Annotated in this window: 11 protein-coding genes; 8 read left to right on the top strand and 3 right to left on the bottom strand. The window is 40.0% G+C overall.

Features of this window, described 5'->3' with window-relative positions; genetic code table 11:
* The first annotated feature begins 98 nt into the window (after positions 1-98).
* The 3 genes from R9C00_02400 (at position 99) to R9C00_02390 (ending at position 2849) form a co-directional block, all read left to right on the top strand.
* Complete coding sequence (locus R9C00_02400; protein ID WPO36292.1) at positions 99-584, top strand: Dps family protein; 486 nt, start codon at positions 99-101, stop codon at positions 582-584.
* Positions 585-834: 250 nt separating this feature from the next.
* Positions 835-1740 carry an NAD(P)-dependent oxidoreductase gene (locus R9C00_02395; protein WPO36291.1) on the top strand — a complete coding sequence of 302 codons (906 nt, stop codon included), beginning with the start codon at positions 835-837 and terminating at the stop codon, positions 1738-1740.
* Between the two features lie 104 nt (positions 1741-1844).
* Positions 1845-2849, top strand: coding sequence for a hypothetical protein (locus tag R9C00_02390; GenBank protein WPO36290.1), 1005 nt, complete (start codon positions 1845-1847; stop codon positions 2847-2849).
* A 107-nt stretch (positions 2850-2956) separates the two neighbouring features.
* Here R9C00_02390 and R9C00_02385 read toward each other — a convergent pair whose 3' ends face one another.
* The 3 genes from R9C00_02385 to R9C00_02375 form a co-directional block, all read right to left on the bottom strand.
* Complete coding sequence (locus R9C00_02385) at positions 2957-3886, bottom strand: DUF6175 family protein (protein WPO36289.1); 930 nt, start codon at positions 3884-3886, stop codon at positions 2957-2959.
* Between the two features lie 7 nt (positions 3887-3893).
* Complete coding sequence (locus R9C00_02380) at positions 3894-4871, bottom strand: hypothetical protein (GenBank protein ID WPO36288.1); 978 nt, start codon at positions 4869-4871, stop codon at positions 3894-3896.
* 497 nt (positions 4872-5368) lie between these two features.
* Positions 5369-7519: a carboxy terminal-processing peptidase gene (locus R9C00_02375; GenBank protein ID WPO36287.1), complete on the bottom strand. Its 2151-nt coding sequence runs from the start codon at positions 7517-7519 to the stop codon at positions 5369-5371.
* 393 nt (positions 7520-7912) lie between these two features.
* Between R9C00_02375 and R9C00_02370 the strand changes: the two genes are divergently transcribed.
* The 5 genes from R9C00_02370 (at position 7913) to R9C00_02350 (ending at position 16698) form a co-directional block, all read left to right on the top strand.
* The gene (locus R9C00_02370; protein WPO36286.1) at positions 7913-8479 is read left to right on the top strand and encodes a Maf family nucleotide pyrophosphatase; all 567 of its coding nucleotides are present in this window, start codon (positions 7913-7915) and stop codon (positions 8477-8479) included.
* Positions 8480-8916: 437 nt separating this feature from the next.
* Positions 8917-9648, top strand: a complete 732-nt coding sequence (gene trmB, locus R9C00_02365) for a tRNA (guanosine(46)-N7)-methyltransferase TrmB (GenBank protein WPO36285.1) — start codon at positions 8917-8919, stop codon at positions 9646-9648.
* Positions 9645-10280: a WbqC family protein gene (locus R9C00_02360; protein ID WPO36284.1), complete on the top strand. Its 636-nt coding sequence runs from the start codon at positions 9645-9647 to the stop codon at positions 10278-10280. Before trmB ends, R9C00_02360 begins: the two co-directional genes overlap by 4 nt.
* Before the next feature lie 235 nt (positions 10281-10515).
* Positions 10516-13053, top strand: coding sequence for an ATP-dependent Clp protease ATP-binding subunit (locus tag R9C00_02355; GenBank protein ID WPO36283.1), 2538 nt, complete (start codon positions 10516-10518; stop codon positions 13051-13053).
* A gap of 444 nt (positions 13054-13497) precedes the next feature.
* The gene (locus R9C00_02350) at positions 13498-16698 is read left to right on the top strand and encodes a SusC/RagA family TonB-linked outer membrane protein (GenBank protein WPO36282.1); all 3201 of its coding nucleotides are present in this window, start codon (positions 13498-13500) and stop codon (positions 16696-16698) included.
* Positions 16699-16717 lie beyond the last annotated feature (19 nt).

Raw genomic sequence — 16717 nt, 5'->3', positions numbered from 1 at the left:
CTCCTATCTTTGTATTGTAATCAATAAGGCATAAACCTTTCACTAACAATAGCTGAACAATCGGCTATGTATTTTTTAACTATAAAAATTCAACAAAAATGAAAAACGCAGTTTTAACAGAAGGACTAAACGGACTTGACGCACAACAATCAGCAGTTGTAGTCGATAAATTAAATACATTATTGAGCAGCTATCAGTTTTACTACCAAAACCTGAGAGGCTTCCATTGGAACATCAAAGGAAAAGCATTTTTCTCTCTTCACGAGAAGTTTGAGGGCTTATACGATGAGGCGGCCGGCACTATAGACGAGCTTGCCGAACGCATTCTCACCTTGGGCGGAAGACCACTACATAGCTTTGCTGAGTATACAGAGCAGACGTATATCAAAGCACTCCTAGATATTTCGGATGGAGAAGAAGCCGTAAAAGCAGTGATAGATAACAATCAGGAACTTCTAGGTCAACTAAGAGGCTTACTCGAGCTTGCAGGCGAAAACAACGACGAAGGCACAGCTTCACTCGCCAGCGGACTGATAGAAGGTATAGAAAAAACAATTTGGATGTTTAGAGCTTGGCTGGCATAAGTTAAGCTTCAAAAAATAAATTTACTCAACTCGATCACTAAGCTCAGTACTTTATAGTATTGGGCTTTTTTATATGTTGTGTCTTTGGGCACACTCACGCAAGGCTCGTCCCGTGCAGCCAAGCCACCCCTCGCACCAGCCATTTCGGTCTTGGACTTTGCCCTCTTCCCCCAGTGTGCATCTCAAACTCCCATTTGCCAAAGCGAACTACAAACACTAGGTTTGGGCAAATCTATTTCTACCCTTTGCTATGGAAAAACAATTCAAACAAATAGTCTGCGTAGACAATACCAACTTGCAGCCTTGGGCTTTGGAAAAGCTCGCCCGCTATTCCGAGAAGCCCATCAAGCTTTTCAACGAACCGCCTGCTTCCGATGCAGAAATTGTTGAGCGGATTGGCGATGCCGATGCATTTTTGGTGAGCTGGGGGACTAAAATCTCCGCCAACGTAATAGAGCAAGCCCCTAACCTTCAATATATAGGTATGTGTTGCAGCCTTTACAGCAAGGAATCGGCAAATGTGGATATTGATGCGGCGGAAAAGCGGGGAATCACCGTAAAAGGCGTGCGGGACTATGGCGACGAGGGCGTGGTGGAGTTTGTATTCGCCCAACTCATCAACCTTGGCAAGGGAATGGGCAAGCACCAGTGGAAGCCCAAACAAACGGAGCTAAAGGGAAAAACCTTGGGAATTATAGGCATGGGGACGCTGGGCAGCATGGTCGCTCAAGTAGCCGTGGCTTTTGGGATGGACGTGCTCTATTTCAGTCGAACCAGAAAACCCGACCTAGAAACTGTCCACATTCGCTATGCTCCGCTCGAAGAATTGCTCCCCCAAGCCGATGCCATCACCACGCACCTGCCAAGAAACACACATTTGCTGGGCAAAAAAGAATTTGACCTAATGAAACCCAACTCGGTACTAATCAACACCTCCTTGGGTGCTACTTACGAGATAGATGCATTTAGCAAATGGGCAAGCCAAGCAGGCAACTTCGCCATAGTGGACATAGACGGCGCACTGGGCAACGAAGCAGCCCACCAAGCCCTCCCCAACGTGATCTGCATCGACCGTATCTCGGGCATGACCGATGCTGCCTTCCGAAGGCTTTCGGAAAAGGTATTGGCGAATGTTGAGGAGTATTTGACGCTTTAAAACACCGTTTATCCATCTATTTACTTCAAAGTTAATTGATGTTTTGAAGGTCATTGGTTTTTTATACTAAAAATCTTTAAATTGTTATAAAACAAAAAGAACCAATGAGTCAAATAGATAAACCTACACTTAGAGACCTATTCAGTCACAATAAGATAAAAGAATTATTTCATTATCTCAACCAATTAGAATACCCTGCATATACTGATTATCAGAATGATTATATGGAGATAAAGAGTCGTTGGAATAGGATGGAAAAGGAGAATAGGGCAGGAACTATTCGTAGAGAAGACTATGAACTGGAAAATAACAGATTAACAGCGTCATTAAGATTTTTTATAGATGATCTTCCCGATGACCTATTCAGTTCTCAAGCTCAATCACCCCAAGCCAATTCACCATCTCAAATACAAAGTTCTTCTACCAAAAAACTACCAGTTCCATTAATCATCATTGTTACCTTGGTGATCCTTATTGGTGGAGGAATAGTTACATGGGTTAACTTTTCTGATAAAAAGCCAGTTGCGAAAAATCCTGAGAACACAACTGACGATACAACCACGGTAGTAGTAGCATCACCTTCAACCATCTCAACTAGCAAAAAGGCAGAAATTATCGAAGAAAAAAAGACTGAGCCAGCTCCAGTAAAAAAAACACCTGTTTCCTATTTTAATCCATCGAGCAGCTACCCTATAGGGGTTGTCTATAAATCGAAAAATAAAGCCAACAGTCAATTTGCAAGCTCGGTAAGCCAGCTTATGAAAGCCAAAGGATTAAAAGCAAGTAATCAGGTAGTCAAATCATCCTTTATAAGCAGCGGAACTTTCGACAAGGTAATGGGCGGAGATTATTCCTCCATAAAACATGGAACTTCCCCAAAATACTTGATGCTTGTGAACCAAGGGGAAGTGGAAACCCAAGAAGGCAGCAGTTCTACATCTATCAGCGCCCCCTTCGAAGTTGTCATTATCAACCTAAGCTCTCAAGAAGTAGTATATAGTTGGACTCCAGTGCTTAAGGAAAGTGGAGCTATCAAAACTAACCCAGAAGCTATTTTGAACAAAAAACTCATCGGCTTTTTAAAAAGCAAAAAAATGGATCTTCCTTAGCTCCATAGTAGGTTTTGAACATCGTTGGTCAATAAAACAAAAGGGCTCACCTAATAATTAAATTAGGTGAGCCCCTTTGTTAATCCCGAAACACTTTATTCAGGCGCCTAATTTGTCAGATGAACTACGGTAACACCTCCTATCCTCTGCACTTTTGCGCTGATCGTTTCTTCAGGAAGGTCAGCAAACTTCACTTTGCTGATTATAAACCTGCGAAAATCTCTATTAAATTTTTCCACGTTATATACCCTTTTTGATTTGGAGTCAATAAGAGGCAAGCGAACTTCGTCAAACTTCATTAGCTGTGAAGTACTTCCTGTAGATTTGTAGAAAATCACGTTTTCATCTAGCCAAATTGACAAAATTTCCGCCAAAGCACCTTCTTCTTCCACGCCTTCTATATCAGCTTTTACGTTGTCGTTGAAATCGAAACTCACATTATCATCTATGGTAATACTATAAGCAACTGGTTGTCCCATAGTAGCCATATTATCAAGTGCTCGTTTCAAAGTAGCCGTGTATTCCTCTTCCATATCCATCACCGCCCGTTCCAACAAAATCATTTCATCTCCCACCCCCGAAAAGCAATTGGTATCGCCAGACTTATTCACGAGTAATTTGCCTGAACTGGTCATATAAGTTTTGAGGGAAAGTCTCGCTTTTTTCTGCCCACCACCACAATCGATAGCCTTGAATTCCAGTTCCGTATAAATATCAGGCTTGGAGAAATTAAGCAAGCCCGCTTTTGTATCATAACCTGTACTTTCTTGCAAGCCCTCCGTATCCCAGTAGGCTTCTAACCGGGCTGCAAAATCATATACTTGAAACCCTTTGGAAAGGTACATATCCTCAATCTGGGTGATGGCATGCCTCAACTTTGGCGATTCCTCTAGCTTTTTTTCAATCCTATCCCCCTCTACCGTGTAAGGTAAGACCATCATGGAAAAATACTGAAATTGAACACCTTGGTTTTCCTGCCCCATTGCGTCCGAACAGAGGAGGAAAAGACATATTACAAAAGGGCTAAATATTCGCATCTGCTTGTTATTTTTTCCCTTTGGTGAAACCAAATCCAAATACATCAGACTTAGGAATAAAGATCACTTTGAGCATATCGGGCTTTTGTTCATAGATACTCAGAACCAAATCAGAATCGTCTGTTATTTTGCAAACTACTAAATCTTGGCTCACACGTATCACCTTAAGCTTTCCCCTTTCCACTTCGTCGTGATATATCTTCTCTTTAATATGTCTTTCTACTATTTCTTTTATAATCAGGTTATCGCCTGTTCGCAGACCAGTTAACTTACCACCAAGGATAAATACTTCTGTTTGTGTCTTTTTCCCATGTTCAACTTCTTCAATTTTAGCAATCAACATTTCTAGAGGGAAAGTCTCATCCACAAATACTCTTATTTGCGTTTCCATTTTTTCCATGCTTTTTCTTAGTGCTTCTTCTGGAGAATCACTAAGTCCTCCTACATCAAAGATATTCCCTACTTTAGACGCATTTGCATCTAATTTTAATGTTTCTTCAAGTGCTCCCTCTACTGGAGTGACCCCTTTGGGGGTGATTACAGAAGTAGAAACCACCTCTCCTGTCTCTACACTAAGCACCCTTACAAATATGGACAAATTACCCTCATACCCCTTTAGTTCACCCTCCTTCGTTTTTATGGTAAGTACATTTGCCGTATTAACTTGAGTAAAAAAAACATAATCTGCCCCAAGTTGCTTACCTTGTTTTACCACATTCCCTAGGGCATGGGAAGAATTAGTTTGCTCAGAAAGCTCTGCAACTACATGCTTACCTCCCAATGGCCTATCAATTACTTTCAACCTATTGGTTTGCTGCATTGCATTGAGAATGTAATTGTACAATCGCAATGCATCATCTCTGTTAGATGTAGTTCTTGTATAAGCAACTGGCGTGATACCTACAACCTTTTCTATTACTTGGGCTTGAGAAGTAGAAATACAAAATAGCATAAAGAGAGCTATAAATAGTCTGATTTTAATCATGATTATTTGAGTTTATGTTAGAAAGTGAGTTGATCAAATACAGGAAGTCTCTCTATCCACTTACCACTATCATCAGCAGGGTACGGTGGTAGAATAGTAATTAATTTGGAAGGAGCAATTACACTTATAGCAACAAGTGTGTGAGTAGTTAAGCTATTTAGTAAAAATAAACCAAAGCTGATTCATTGTTCTATATTAAATATAAGGAAATAGAAAAGCTTAACCAAGGTTGAGAAGCAATTAAATGTTAACACATCTATTTCTACACAATAATTCAGTACGTTCCTTAAATTCAAAAGAAGGAATTCATTATTGCATAAAAGCTCTATTATCGAGGTTGGGCATAAGGTTGCTGCACCTTTTTTCGAGATTTGCAAACCCTTACTGATGTGTGGGAGAGAGATCCTGAATCAAGTTCAGGATGACTCAGGTATTTTTACACAAAAAAGTCCTTCCTGCTAGTAGCAGGAAGGACTTTTTACTATTTCTAAACTTGCTTACTCAGCACCAGTCTGAGCTACTGAAAGCTTGTTGGTGTAATCGTCCATCACTAGCATAGATTCGTAGAGGTACACGTTTTCTTTCAATTCTTTGTACCACCTTTCCATGTTAGTTTTTCTGATTTTGTCCAGCTCTGAGCTTTCGTCGAAAGTATCTACCGATACAACCTCCATATCTTCGTGAACCTTCTTCAAGTCGTTGAATTTCTTGGCTTCTTCTTCCAGTTTCTTTTGCTCCACCATAAATTCCTCAAAGTTGAGGGTTTGGCTCGTTTTATCACGCTGCTTTTGCAACCTCTTCGCATTCTCTACGGTCAGTTGGAAGATTTCATTGTCCTTCACTCTTTTCTGGCTTTTTGCCGAAAGGACAGTTTTGTCGATGTTATCGTTTAGTGCCGTGAATTTCTGAGGAACGATCTCGTCATATTCCAAGGCAAAATCTAAACTCTTTTCTCCAATATCGATGAAATCGTAAGTATCTGGCAAGATCACATCTGGGCGAACACCTTTCCATTGGGTAGACTTTCCTGTAATTCTGTAGAATTTTTGGATAGTCAGTTTCAACGAACCAAGTGGCTTCAAATGGCTGTAGCTAGAGTTAAGATAGTAATCCAATTCCAAGAAGCGCTGAACCGTTCCTTTTCCAAAAGTAGATTCGCTACCGATGATCACCGCACGGTTGTAATCTTGCAAAGCTGCGGCAAGAATCTCCGAAGCCGAAGCACTAAAGTGGTTCACCATCACGCCTAGCGGTCCATCATATACCACACCTCTCGATTTGTCTTTCAAAATAGTTGGCGCACCCAATTTGCTGTTTACTTGCACCACTGGCCCTTCGTCTATAAAGTAACCTGTCATATCTACCACATCTTGCAAAGAACCGCCACCGTTGAACCTCAGATCGATCAAAATCGCATCTGGGTTGTGCTTGGTCAATTTTTCAAGCTCTGCTTTTACATCCGTGCTAGAGCTTCTTCCGCCTTTCCCACTGAAATCGGCATAGAAACTTGGCAGATGGATCACTCCGATTTTTTTACCAGAAGTCTTATGGTTGATAATCGCCGATTTGGCATAGGACTCTTCCAACACCACTACATCTCTTATAATCGAATAAACAGTGATTCTTCCGTCTGGCTTTTTGATGGTCAGGCGAACTTCCGTTCCTTTCTTGCCCCTAATCATCTTCACCGCATCTTTCAACGGCATTCCCATTACCGAAATAGGCTCTTCGTCACCTTGCCCCACTTTCATTATCACGTCCTCCTCTTTCAACTCACCTTTCTTCCAAGATGGGCTACCGGGTACAATTCTCACGACTTTAACCTCTCCATCTATCAAACTCAGTTGAGCGCCTATGCCCTCTAGCTGACCTGACATGTCTATATCAAAATTGGCTTTTTCTTCTGGTGGGTAAAACTCGGTGTGAGGGCCATAAAGCGTAAGAATAGCATTGATGTACTCTGCTGCTTTATCGTCGTGATCCATTTTATTTAACCTATCGAAGTAGTTGTTATAGCTTTTTAGCAACTCTTCCCTTACGCTGGCCTCAAGTGCCTCATTGGTTTTTGGGGTAAATTCTTTCCCTTCCTTTTTTGCCGCTTCTGCTTCTTTTTCCTGGCCTTCTATTTTATTGTAATAACGAAGCAAAGCTTGGTATTTCAAGTATTTTCTCCACTCTTCTCTCAGTTCGTCTGTAGATGAAGCGTATTCTCTTTTTTCTCCATCCAATTCCACCTTTTCATCTTGGTCAAAGTCGAAAGGAGTAGCTAGGATTTCTTTATAATACTGCTCTGCTTCAGCAACACGCTGATCCCAAATGCCAATTGTTGTCACCAATAGAGGGTTTGGCTGGCCGTTCAGCTCATCATCAATTTTATCCTTGTATTGCTCCAGCTTCTTCACATCTTCTTTGATGAAAAAATGCTTGTTTCCATCAACCCTTTTTAGGTATTGGTCGAATGCCTTGCGGGAAAAATCATCATTCAGCTCTACGGTATTGAAATGAGCTTTGTTAATCAATCCCCTAAAGATAATATCCTTTAGTACTAGTGTTTTATCACTGCCATCTGGTCCGCTCTTAAAAATAGAAAAGCTAAAAATAAGAATGAGCACAGTAGGAACAGCGATAAATATCAGCTTCTTTTTCATGTGTATTTAGTTTTGATTTAATCAGCCACAGATCGTCAAACCCACGATAATAAGACTAAATAATGTTTTTTTTGTTCTTTTTACAACTCCGCAGATACCTTATGTAAGAAGGCGTTGGTCTTGTGTAACCAAGCAGAAAAGGTCAATAAGCTTGCCCTAAAGCTCCGTTGTTCGGGCATAAAAGGCAAATAGTATTTTAATATTGTCGATTTTACTATATTTTTATTAGGAAGTTTACGGAAAGAAATAGTATTCTATTTTTGATAAACGCTCAATTTAAAAAGAAAGATTTAATTTTTTATTTTTTTAACTTTTGCGTAAAACCTTACAAATGAACTATCAGATGAACATGCCTTTGTAAACAAGAGTTTAATCCTTAAAGATATTCAGATCATGAAGAAAAAAGTAATCCTCGGCTCCAACTCTCCCCGAAGAAAAGAATTGCTCAAATCGATCAACATTGATTTTGAGGTAAGGAAAAGAAAAATAGAGGAGATTTTTCCTAATACCCACCCTGTGAAAGAAGTGGCGGAGTACTTGGCAAGGATGAAAGCCTCAGCCTTTGAAGACGATATGAGTGCCGACGAAGTGGTGATCACAGCCGATACTATTGTGGTGCTAGGCAACAAACTCTACGGCAAAGCCAAAGACGAGACAGAAGCCTTGCAAATGCTCAAAGAACTTTCGGGCAACACCCACTCGGTGATCACGGCGGTTTGCCTCACCACCACCGAAAAGCAAACCCTTTTTAGCTCCGAAACATTAGTGACTTTTAAAAACCTTTCGGAAACCGAACTTAAATTTTACATCAAAAACTTCAAGCCTTTCGACAAAGCGGGCGCTTATGGCATCCAAGAATGGATTGGGATGGTTGGTGTAGAAAAAATTGAGGGCTCGTATTATAATGTGGTAGGCCTGCCGCTCGACAAATTATATACGGCTTTGAAGAAGTTTATATAGCATATCCAAAACAAGCTTTACTTGCCCAATTTAAGCAAAAGCATCGGCCTGCTTGGGTAGGAATATTTGCCTACAAAATCCCTGCTTATGCTAGCGCTGCTGTTGTGATCCTGGCTGTTGCCTTGGCTTTTCTTTTCGCACCCGAGAAAGAGCGAGTAGTGGAAAAAACTATTTACCTCACCTCCAACCCAAAAGAAGAAAAAATACTATCCAGAGGCTCTAAAATAATTACCAGCAAACCTATGCCGTAACAAGAGGAACTCAAAAGCTTTTTGGTGAAACCCGATTAGGAACTTGCAAAAGCACTAGAGTTAGCAACCTTTTTCGGCTTTTGTTGTATATATTTTATTTCTATAACTGATTTTTCTGTTCACGAATATTTCTATTTCCTAGCTCCAACCTCTAGCTTCTCCCAGCATTCCTAAAATGTTTTATTTTTGCATAAAATCAATCAGAAGAATAAAATGGCGAGGAGCAAAAAGAAGAAGTTCTCGGGGGTGAAAGCAAGCGACAATGTGCTTGAAGCAGGAAAGAAACTTTTCGAAAACATAAAGGGAAATTGGAACGAGTTATTTTTCCAAAATGACAACGATATCGTATTGGAGCTTGCCTGCGGGCGTGGGGAATACAGCGTAGGTCTTGGCGAGATTTATCCAAACAAAAACTTCATAGGAATAGATATAAAAGGTGATAGGCTTTGGTTTGGAAGCTCGCAGGCAGAGGAAAAAGGCTTAAAAAACGTGGGCTTTTTACGCACAAAAATCCACCATTTGGAAGATCTTTTTGCTGAAAATGAAGTAGCCGATATCTGGATCATCAACCCAGATCCGCGACCTCGGAAGAGGGATATTAGACGCCGCCTTACCAACCCTCGTTTCATGGGTATCTATCATCGAATAATGAAACCGGGTGGATGGATCCGCCTCAAAACCGATAGCCAACCTCTTTTTGAATATTCTTTGGAGGAAATAAAAAAACTTGAAGTACTAGAACTGGAAAAGACATTTGACCTATACGAATCACCACTTTATGCCGAGCACCATAACATAAAAACACGCTTTGAAAGTATCTTCACCAAAAAGGGACATAAAATTCATTATTTGAAAGCAAAACTTGCTGAAGAGCAGCCAAGCTTTGTTGTGCCAGAGAATAGTAAGGAAGAAATATGAGCGGGAAAGAAATAAACACATCGCTAATAGAATTGCATTATTTGCCCAATGTGGCATTTTTTACGGTAATGGCAAACAGCCAAAAAGTGATTTTAGAAGCGGAAGAAAACTTCCAGCGGCAAAGCCTTCGCAACAGAGCCTATATCCAAACAACCAACAAGGTGGATAGACTTACCGTGCCAGTAATTGGAGCAAGGAAGCCTCAAAAAATAAAGGATATACAAATAGATTATACCGAAAAGTGGCAAAATAGACATTGGAGAGCAATTACTTCCGCTTATGCCAACGCTCCATTTTTTGAACATTATGAAGGCGCTTTTTACAAAATTATTTACACAAACCACCGTTTCCTGTTTGAACTAAACCTAGACTTGCTGACACTTTGTCTGAAATACCTGAAGCTCGGCACAGAGCTTAGCCAAACTGACAGCTACCAAACAGACAAACCAGAAGGAATTCGTGACTTTAGGTCAGTGATAAGCGATAAATCCTCGGGTGGTATCATTCATGCAACCCCCTATCACCAGTTGTTCACTGATAACTTTATTGAAAACTTAAGTGTAATTGACTTGTTATTCAATGAAGGACCGAATTCGAAGGCGATTATAAAGTCGCAGAAACTATTCGTGTAATAGGCCTGTTTCGGTTAAGATCTTTTGATGAGGCGATTTTAGGTTATTTCTTAAAATAAGTAAGCAAAATTTGCAACATCATAGAAAAGTCCAATAATATATTCATAATCTTGAATTGGAAAGGCAGACTTTATAAAAACATTACGAATTATTTAAGATAAATCGTTTTGTATCCTTTTATTTGAATAGAGGTTAAATTAATTTTAACGACCATTATTATATCCAAAACCATACTATGGAGGCAAAATTTTCTAACCGAGTAAAAGAAGTGATTTCTTTGAGCAGGGAAGAGGCCTTGCGCTTGGGGCACGATTATATCGGCACCGAGCATTTATTGCTAGGCATGATCCGTGAGGGGGAAGGCATTGCTATCGCTTTGATAAAGAAGCTAGGCGTGTCACTCGAAGAAGTTCGTGAGACTATTGAGCAGGCCACAAGGGGCACTGCAAGTCATAATGTTAAAAACCTAGCAAACATTCCCCTTACTCGCCAATCGGAAAAAGTATTGAAGATAACATATCTGGAAGCGAAAATATTTAAAGCCCAACTGATAGGAACCGAGCATTTGCTGCTTTCTATCTTAAGGGATGAGGATAACCTTGCCACACAGATTTTGCATAAATTCGATATTACCTATGAGGTGATCAAAGAATTGCTAGAATACCACAGCGAAAACCCGATTTCTGGACCAGACACGGACGATCCTGATGACGACAGCAGTAGGATGTTCACTGGTAGCCCAGGAGGTGGCAGTGGAAGTAGAGGCGAAGGCGGTAGCAAAGCGGAGAAATCTCGTACCCCAGTGCTTGACAACTTTGGTAGAGACCTCACAAGGGTTGCCGAAGAAGGAAAGCTTGACCCAATTGTTGGTAGGGAAAATGAGATTGAGCGTGTTGCCCAAGTCTTGAGCCGCAGGAAAAAGAACAACCCTCTTTTAATAGGTGAGCCTGGCGTGGGTAAAACTGCCATTGCCGAAGGTCTTGCTTTGAGGATTGTACAGAAAAAAGTTTCTAGGGTGCTATTTGGCAAACGTGTAGTTACGCTTGATTTGGCTTCTTTGGTTGCGGGCACAAAATACCGTGGCCAGTTTGAAGAAAGGATGAAAGCGGTAATGAACGAGTTGGAAAAAGCTCCTGAAGTAATCTTATTTATTGATGAGATCCACACCATAGTTGGTGCGGGAGGCGCATCTGGATCACTAGACGCTTCTAACATGTTCAAGCCAGCCCTTGCAAGAGGAGAAATCCAATGCATAGGAGCTACTACACTGGACGAATATCGCCAGTATATAGAAAAAGATGGTGCTTTGGCGCGTAGGTTCCAAATGGTGATGGTAGATGCTACCACTCCTGAGGAAACTGTTGAGATCCTTAACAACATCAAAGGAAAATACGAAGAACACCACAGAGTTCAGTACACCGAAGAGGCAATACAAAACTGTGTAAAACTCTCGGATAGGTATATTAGCGATCGATTCTTACCAGATAAAGCCATCGATGTATTGGATGAAGCTGGAGCTAGAGTTCACATCAATAATATCCACGTTCCTGATAATATCTTGAAACTTGAAGAAGAAATAGAAGATATTAAAAAGGAGAAAAATAAGGTTGTAAAAAGCCAAAAGTACGAAGAGGCTGCACAGCTTAGAGATAAAGAGAAAAAGCTACTCGACCAACTGGAAGAAGCTAAAAAGAGCTGGGAAGTAGAAACCAACGAAAAGGTTTATCCTGTAGATGAGGAAAGTGTTGCCGAGGTAATTGGCATGATGACGGGCATTCCTGTTAGCAAGTTAGCACAAAATGAAAGTGTGAAGCTACTCGGCATGGGCGATGAGCTCATGGACAGGGTAATTGGTCAAGATGAAGCCATTAAAAAATTGGTTAAATCTATCCAACGTACCAGAGTTGGTCTGAAAGATCCTCAAAAGCCAATCGGCTCTTTCATATTCTTAGGACCTACTGGTGTTGGTAAAACAGAACTTGCCAAGGTACTAGCCTCTCATCTCTTCGACAAAGACGATTCTTTGGTAAGAATAGACATGAGTGAGTACATGGAAAAATTCTCTGTATCTCGCTTGGTAGGAGCGCCTCCGGGATATGTTGGATATGAAGAAGGTGGTCAGCTAACTGAGAAAATCAGAAGAAAACCTTATAGTGTAGTCCTTCTTGATGAGATTGAGAAAGCACATCCAGATGTATTCAACTTACTCTTACAAGTATTGGACGATGGTATTTTGACAGATGGATTAGGAAGGAGAGTTGATTTCCGAAATACTATCATTATCATGACCTCAAACATTGGTGTGAGAGACTTGAAAGACTTTGGTAGTGGAATCGGTTTTGCTTCAAAAGCCAAGATGGATCATCAGGATGATATGATGAAGTCTACTATCCAGAGTGCGCTTAAAAAAGCATTCTCTCCTGAGTTCTTGAACAGGCTTGATGATGTGATCGTATTCAACTCTTTGGAAAGAGAGCATATTCACAAAATCATCGATATTTCACTAGCCAAGTTGTTCAAACGCTTAAATAATTTAGGCTTTGAGCTAGAGCTAAGCGAAGAGGCAAAAGATTACCTAAGCGATAAAGGATACGATCCACAGTATGGAGCAAGACCTTTGAACAGGGCTATCCAAAAGTACTTGGAAGACCCTATAGCTGAGGAGCTTCTAAAGAACGAGATAACTGAGGGAGACACTCTTCTAGCAGACTATGACAAAGAGGCAAAAGAGCTCAAGGTGACGGTAAGAAAGAAGTCCGAAGCTAAGACTTAAAAATAAAATGTGAACAAATCACACATTTTTATAAACAATTCATCAAGACAGGCAGTTTTTTAACTGCCTGTTTTTTTATGCTGAAAAGCTTGAGTTTCATGCTAAAAAAACAAAACTTATCCCACTAATAAACTTACTTTCTAAAGTGCTCCTTAGTCATTCTCAGTATTAGGATCCATTTGTATTACTAATAACTTCATTGTATTTTTGCCAACCATACACCTAAGTCACCAAACAGGGACTATCCAATCAGACTACAACTAAACGTTCTTTCACATCATTGTTTTTGACTATCAAATAATCCAAATTATTGTGATTATCTACTAACTACAAATCAACCTTGAATTGATTTTAAATTAACTTTAGCTTCAAATTGTACATGAGGCCTTTGATAAGGATTAATTAACCATTTATAAACAGATCAATTATTTAAATTACAAACTTATGAAGCGAGTATTACTATTAGTCCTCGCCCTTGGGCTTATGCTACCTGCATGGGCACAAGATAGGACGATCACAGGTAAGGTGATTTCTGGAGAAGCGGACTCATCTCCGCTACCGGGCGTAAACGTCATAATTAAAGGTGATGCAACCTCTGGTACCATTACCGACATTGATGGCAACTTTAAGTTGACCGTCCCTGCCTCTGCCACTACCCTGATTTTCAGCTATATTGGGTTTCAAACCCAAGAAGTGGCCATCGGTTCAAATTCAGAACTAAACATAACCCTTCAGAGCGATGATGAAGTACTACAAGAAGTAATTGTAGTAGGTTATGGTACAGCAACCAAGCAGTCTTTTGCGGGATCACTAACACAAGTAGATGCGGAACTAGTGAACAGAAAGAGTATATCTAACATCTCTCAAGCTCTAGCTGGTGAAGTTGCAGGTGTGAATGTAATCAATACTACTGGTCAACCAGGTGCTTCTGCTACTGTTAGGATTCGTGGTATTGGCTCAATAAATGGTAATAGTGACCCATTATACGTTGTAGATGGTGTACCATATTATGGGAGTATCAACGCCATCAACCCTGCCGATATTGAAAGCATGACCGTTCTTAAAGATGCAACAGCAACTGCCATCTACGGATCAAGGGGGGCTAATGGCGTGATCTTAGTAAATACAAAGAAGGGCGCTAGTGGTCAGACTTATATTGAAGTAGACACAAAAATTGGACGTAACGTATCATCATTACCAAGATACAGCAAAATAACCTCTCCTGATGAATATATTGCCATTGGTTGGGACAATCTCAGACAACGTGGTATTCAAAACGAAGAAGCTGATCCTATTGCTTATGCGAACGCAGCTCTATTTGATGGAGGAACTGGTGTAGATCCCTTTTACAACATGTGGAATGTTGCTGATGGAGGCGAATTAATAGACCCAGCAACCGGTATGGTAAGACCTGGCGTTACAAGAAAGTATGACCCAGAAAACTGGGAAGATTATGCTTTCCAAAACTCTACTAGACAGGAGACAAACCTTAGAATTGGAGGTGGTGATGCAAAAACAAATTACTTCACTTCAGTTGGGTATTTGAAAGACATAGGTTACTCTATTAACTCTGATTTTGAAAGGTTATCTGCAAGAGTAAATGTAAATCACCAAGCAAAGGAGTGGTTATCGGGAGGGTTTAACGTAGGTTATTCAAGAGGAGAAACTAACAATGCAGGTCAAACAGAAGACTCAGGTAGTATTTTCTGGTTTGTGGATAACATCCCTTCTATTTATCCGCTCTTTTTAAGAGATGAAAACGGTGATAAAATCGACAACCAATATTATGGTGGGTCAGTGTATGACTATGGTGAAAAAAGAGGCTTTGGAGGTCTTACCAACGCTATCTCTGACGCAGAGATAAGTATCTTTAATAGAATTACTCACGATTTAAATGGGAATGCTAACATAAACATTGACTTCACTAAAAACTTGACTTTCGAATCTCGTTTTGGATGGCAGTTTAGACAAAGTGATTACCAGAATTTAGATTCACCATTCTTTGGTCCAGGACAGTCTGCAAATGGTACACTTTTCAAATCTTTCACACAGACAAATAGCTACAACTTTACTAACTTGCTAAGGTACAACAAAGACTTTGGTAGCCATTCATTGGAAGCTTTGGCAGCACATGAGAGCAACAAATGGACACGAGAATATTCTACTGCATCTATAGCACAACTTGTCGATCCATTTGGCACTGACCTCAACAATGGTGTAGCAAACCCACAAGTATCTGGCTATACAGAAGGTTATGCCATAGAAAGTTATTTCGGACAAGTTAACTATGACTACAACGATACTTACTACGTTACGGGAAGTATTAGAGCTGATGGTTCTTCTAGGTTTGTTAATGATAAGTGGGGAACATTTGGTTCTATTGGAGCAGCATGGGTTATTTCTAATGAAAGCTTTTTAGATGTCGATGCTATCAACTTCTTGAAATTAAAAACTAGTTACGGAATCACTGGTGATCAGGGACAAGAGTATTACCCTGGGTATGACTTGTTTGAAATAACAAACCTAAATGGCACCCCATCATTAACTTTTGACACCAAAGGTAATCCTGATTTGACTTGGGAAACTGCAAAAATGTTCCAAGCAGGTGTAGAAGGAAAAATAGGTAAATTCTTAGATTTTGGAATTGATTATTATAATAAATCTACTGACAACTTAATTTTTGATCGTAGAGTAGGTCCTTCATTGGGTTATGCTATCATTACTGTAAATGATGGAAAATTAGTAAACTCAGGTATAGAATTTGACTTCACAGGGCACATCTTAAATAAGACTGATTTTTACCTTGACCTAAGAGTAAATGGTGAAATCCTTTCTAATGAATTGACTCAAATGCCTATAGACCCTGCAACAGGAGAGCAAAAAACACTGGATATTTCTGGTAGTTATGGAAGAGCTGTAGGATATTCTATGTATGACTATTACATGCGAGAATGGGCTGGTGTTGATCCTGCCAACGGTGATGCTCTTTGGGTATTAAACTATGATGATTTGGACGGTGATGGAGCTTACACAGAAGGAGAAGAAATAAGTTCAATGACTGAATACTTAGCTGAAAAACCAAACGCTAATGTTTTAGCAACTACTACTAATGCTTATTCCACTGCCACTCAAAAGTTTGTTGGAAAATCTGCAATTCCTGATGTACGTGGAGGCCTAAACTTAAACGCTGGATATAAGGGTATTAATCTTCAAGTACTATTTAGATATCAACTTGGTGGATATGGTTATGACAACGCTTATGCCGATTTAATGAATAATCACCAAGTGGGACAAGGTAATTTTCATACCGATATTAGGAATAGATGGCAACAAGAAGGAGACATCACCGATGTTCCTAGATACGACAACGATTTGACCCAAAACTATTCTTCTAGATCAACTCGTTTCCTAACAAAAGCAGATTACTTTACGCTTTCTAACGTCCGTCTAGGATATACATTCCCACAAACTCTTACTCAAAAGTTAAGAATTCAAAGCTTCGATGTTTTTGTTGCGGGTGATAATCTATTCTTAACGACGAAAAGAGATGGGTTTAATCCAACAACAGATATCCAAGGCGATTCTAACCGCTATACTTACGACCCTCTTACAACCTTTACTTTAGGAGGAAAAATCAAATTTTAAAAAAGTTTTTACACGACTT

Source organism: Flammeovirgaceae bacterium SG7u.111, from assembly GCA_034044135.1.
Classification (GTDB): domain Bacteria; phylum Bacteroidota; class Bacteroidia; order Cytophagales; family Flammeovirgaceae.
This window is presented reverse-complemented; position numbering and strand designations above follow the sequence as displayed.

What these genes read in the sequence shown, in the direction of transcription:
- R9C00_02400 (WPO36292.1), top strand. Translation starts at nt 99, where the DNA reads ATGAAAAACGCAGTTTTAACAGAAGGACTAAACGGACTTGACGCACAA.
- R9C00_02395 (WPO36291.1), top strand. Translation starts at nt 835, where the DNA reads ATGGAAAAACAATTCAAACAAATAGTCTGCGTAGACAATACCAACTTG.
- R9C00_02390 (WPO36290.1), top strand. Translation starts at nt 1,845, where the DNA reads ATGAGTCAAATAGATAAACCTACACTTAGAGACCTATTCAGTCACAAT.
- R9C00_02385 (WPO36289.1), bottom strand. Translation starts at nt 3,886, where the DNA reads ATGCGAATATTTAGCCCTTTTGTAATATGTCTTTTCCTCCTCTGTTCG.
- R9C00_02380 (WPO36288.1), bottom strand. Translation starts at nt 4,871, where the DNA reads ATGATTAAAATCAGACTATTTATAGCTCTCTTTATGCTATTTTGTATT.
- R9C00_02375 (WPO36287.1), bottom strand. Translation starts at nt 7,519, where the DNA reads ATGAAAAAGAAGCTGATATTTATCGCTGTTCCTACTGTGCTCATTCTT.
- R9C00_02370 (WPO36286.1), top strand. Translation starts at nt 7,913, where the DNA reads ATGAAGAAAAAAGTAATCCTCGGCTCCAACTCTCCCCGAAGAAAAGAA.
- R9C00_02360 (WPO36284.1), top strand. Translation starts at nt 9,645, where the DNA reads ATGAGCGGGAAAGAAATAAACACATCGCTAATAGAATTGCATTATTTG.
- R9C00_02355 (WPO36283.1), top strand. Translation starts at nt 10,516, where the DNA reads ATGGAGGCAAAATTTTCTAACCGAGTAAAAGAAGTGATTTCTTTGAGC.
- R9C00_02350 (WPO36282.1), top strand. Translation starts at nt 13,498, where the DNA reads ATGAAGCGAGTATTACTATTAGTCCTCGCCCTTGGGCTTATGCTACCT.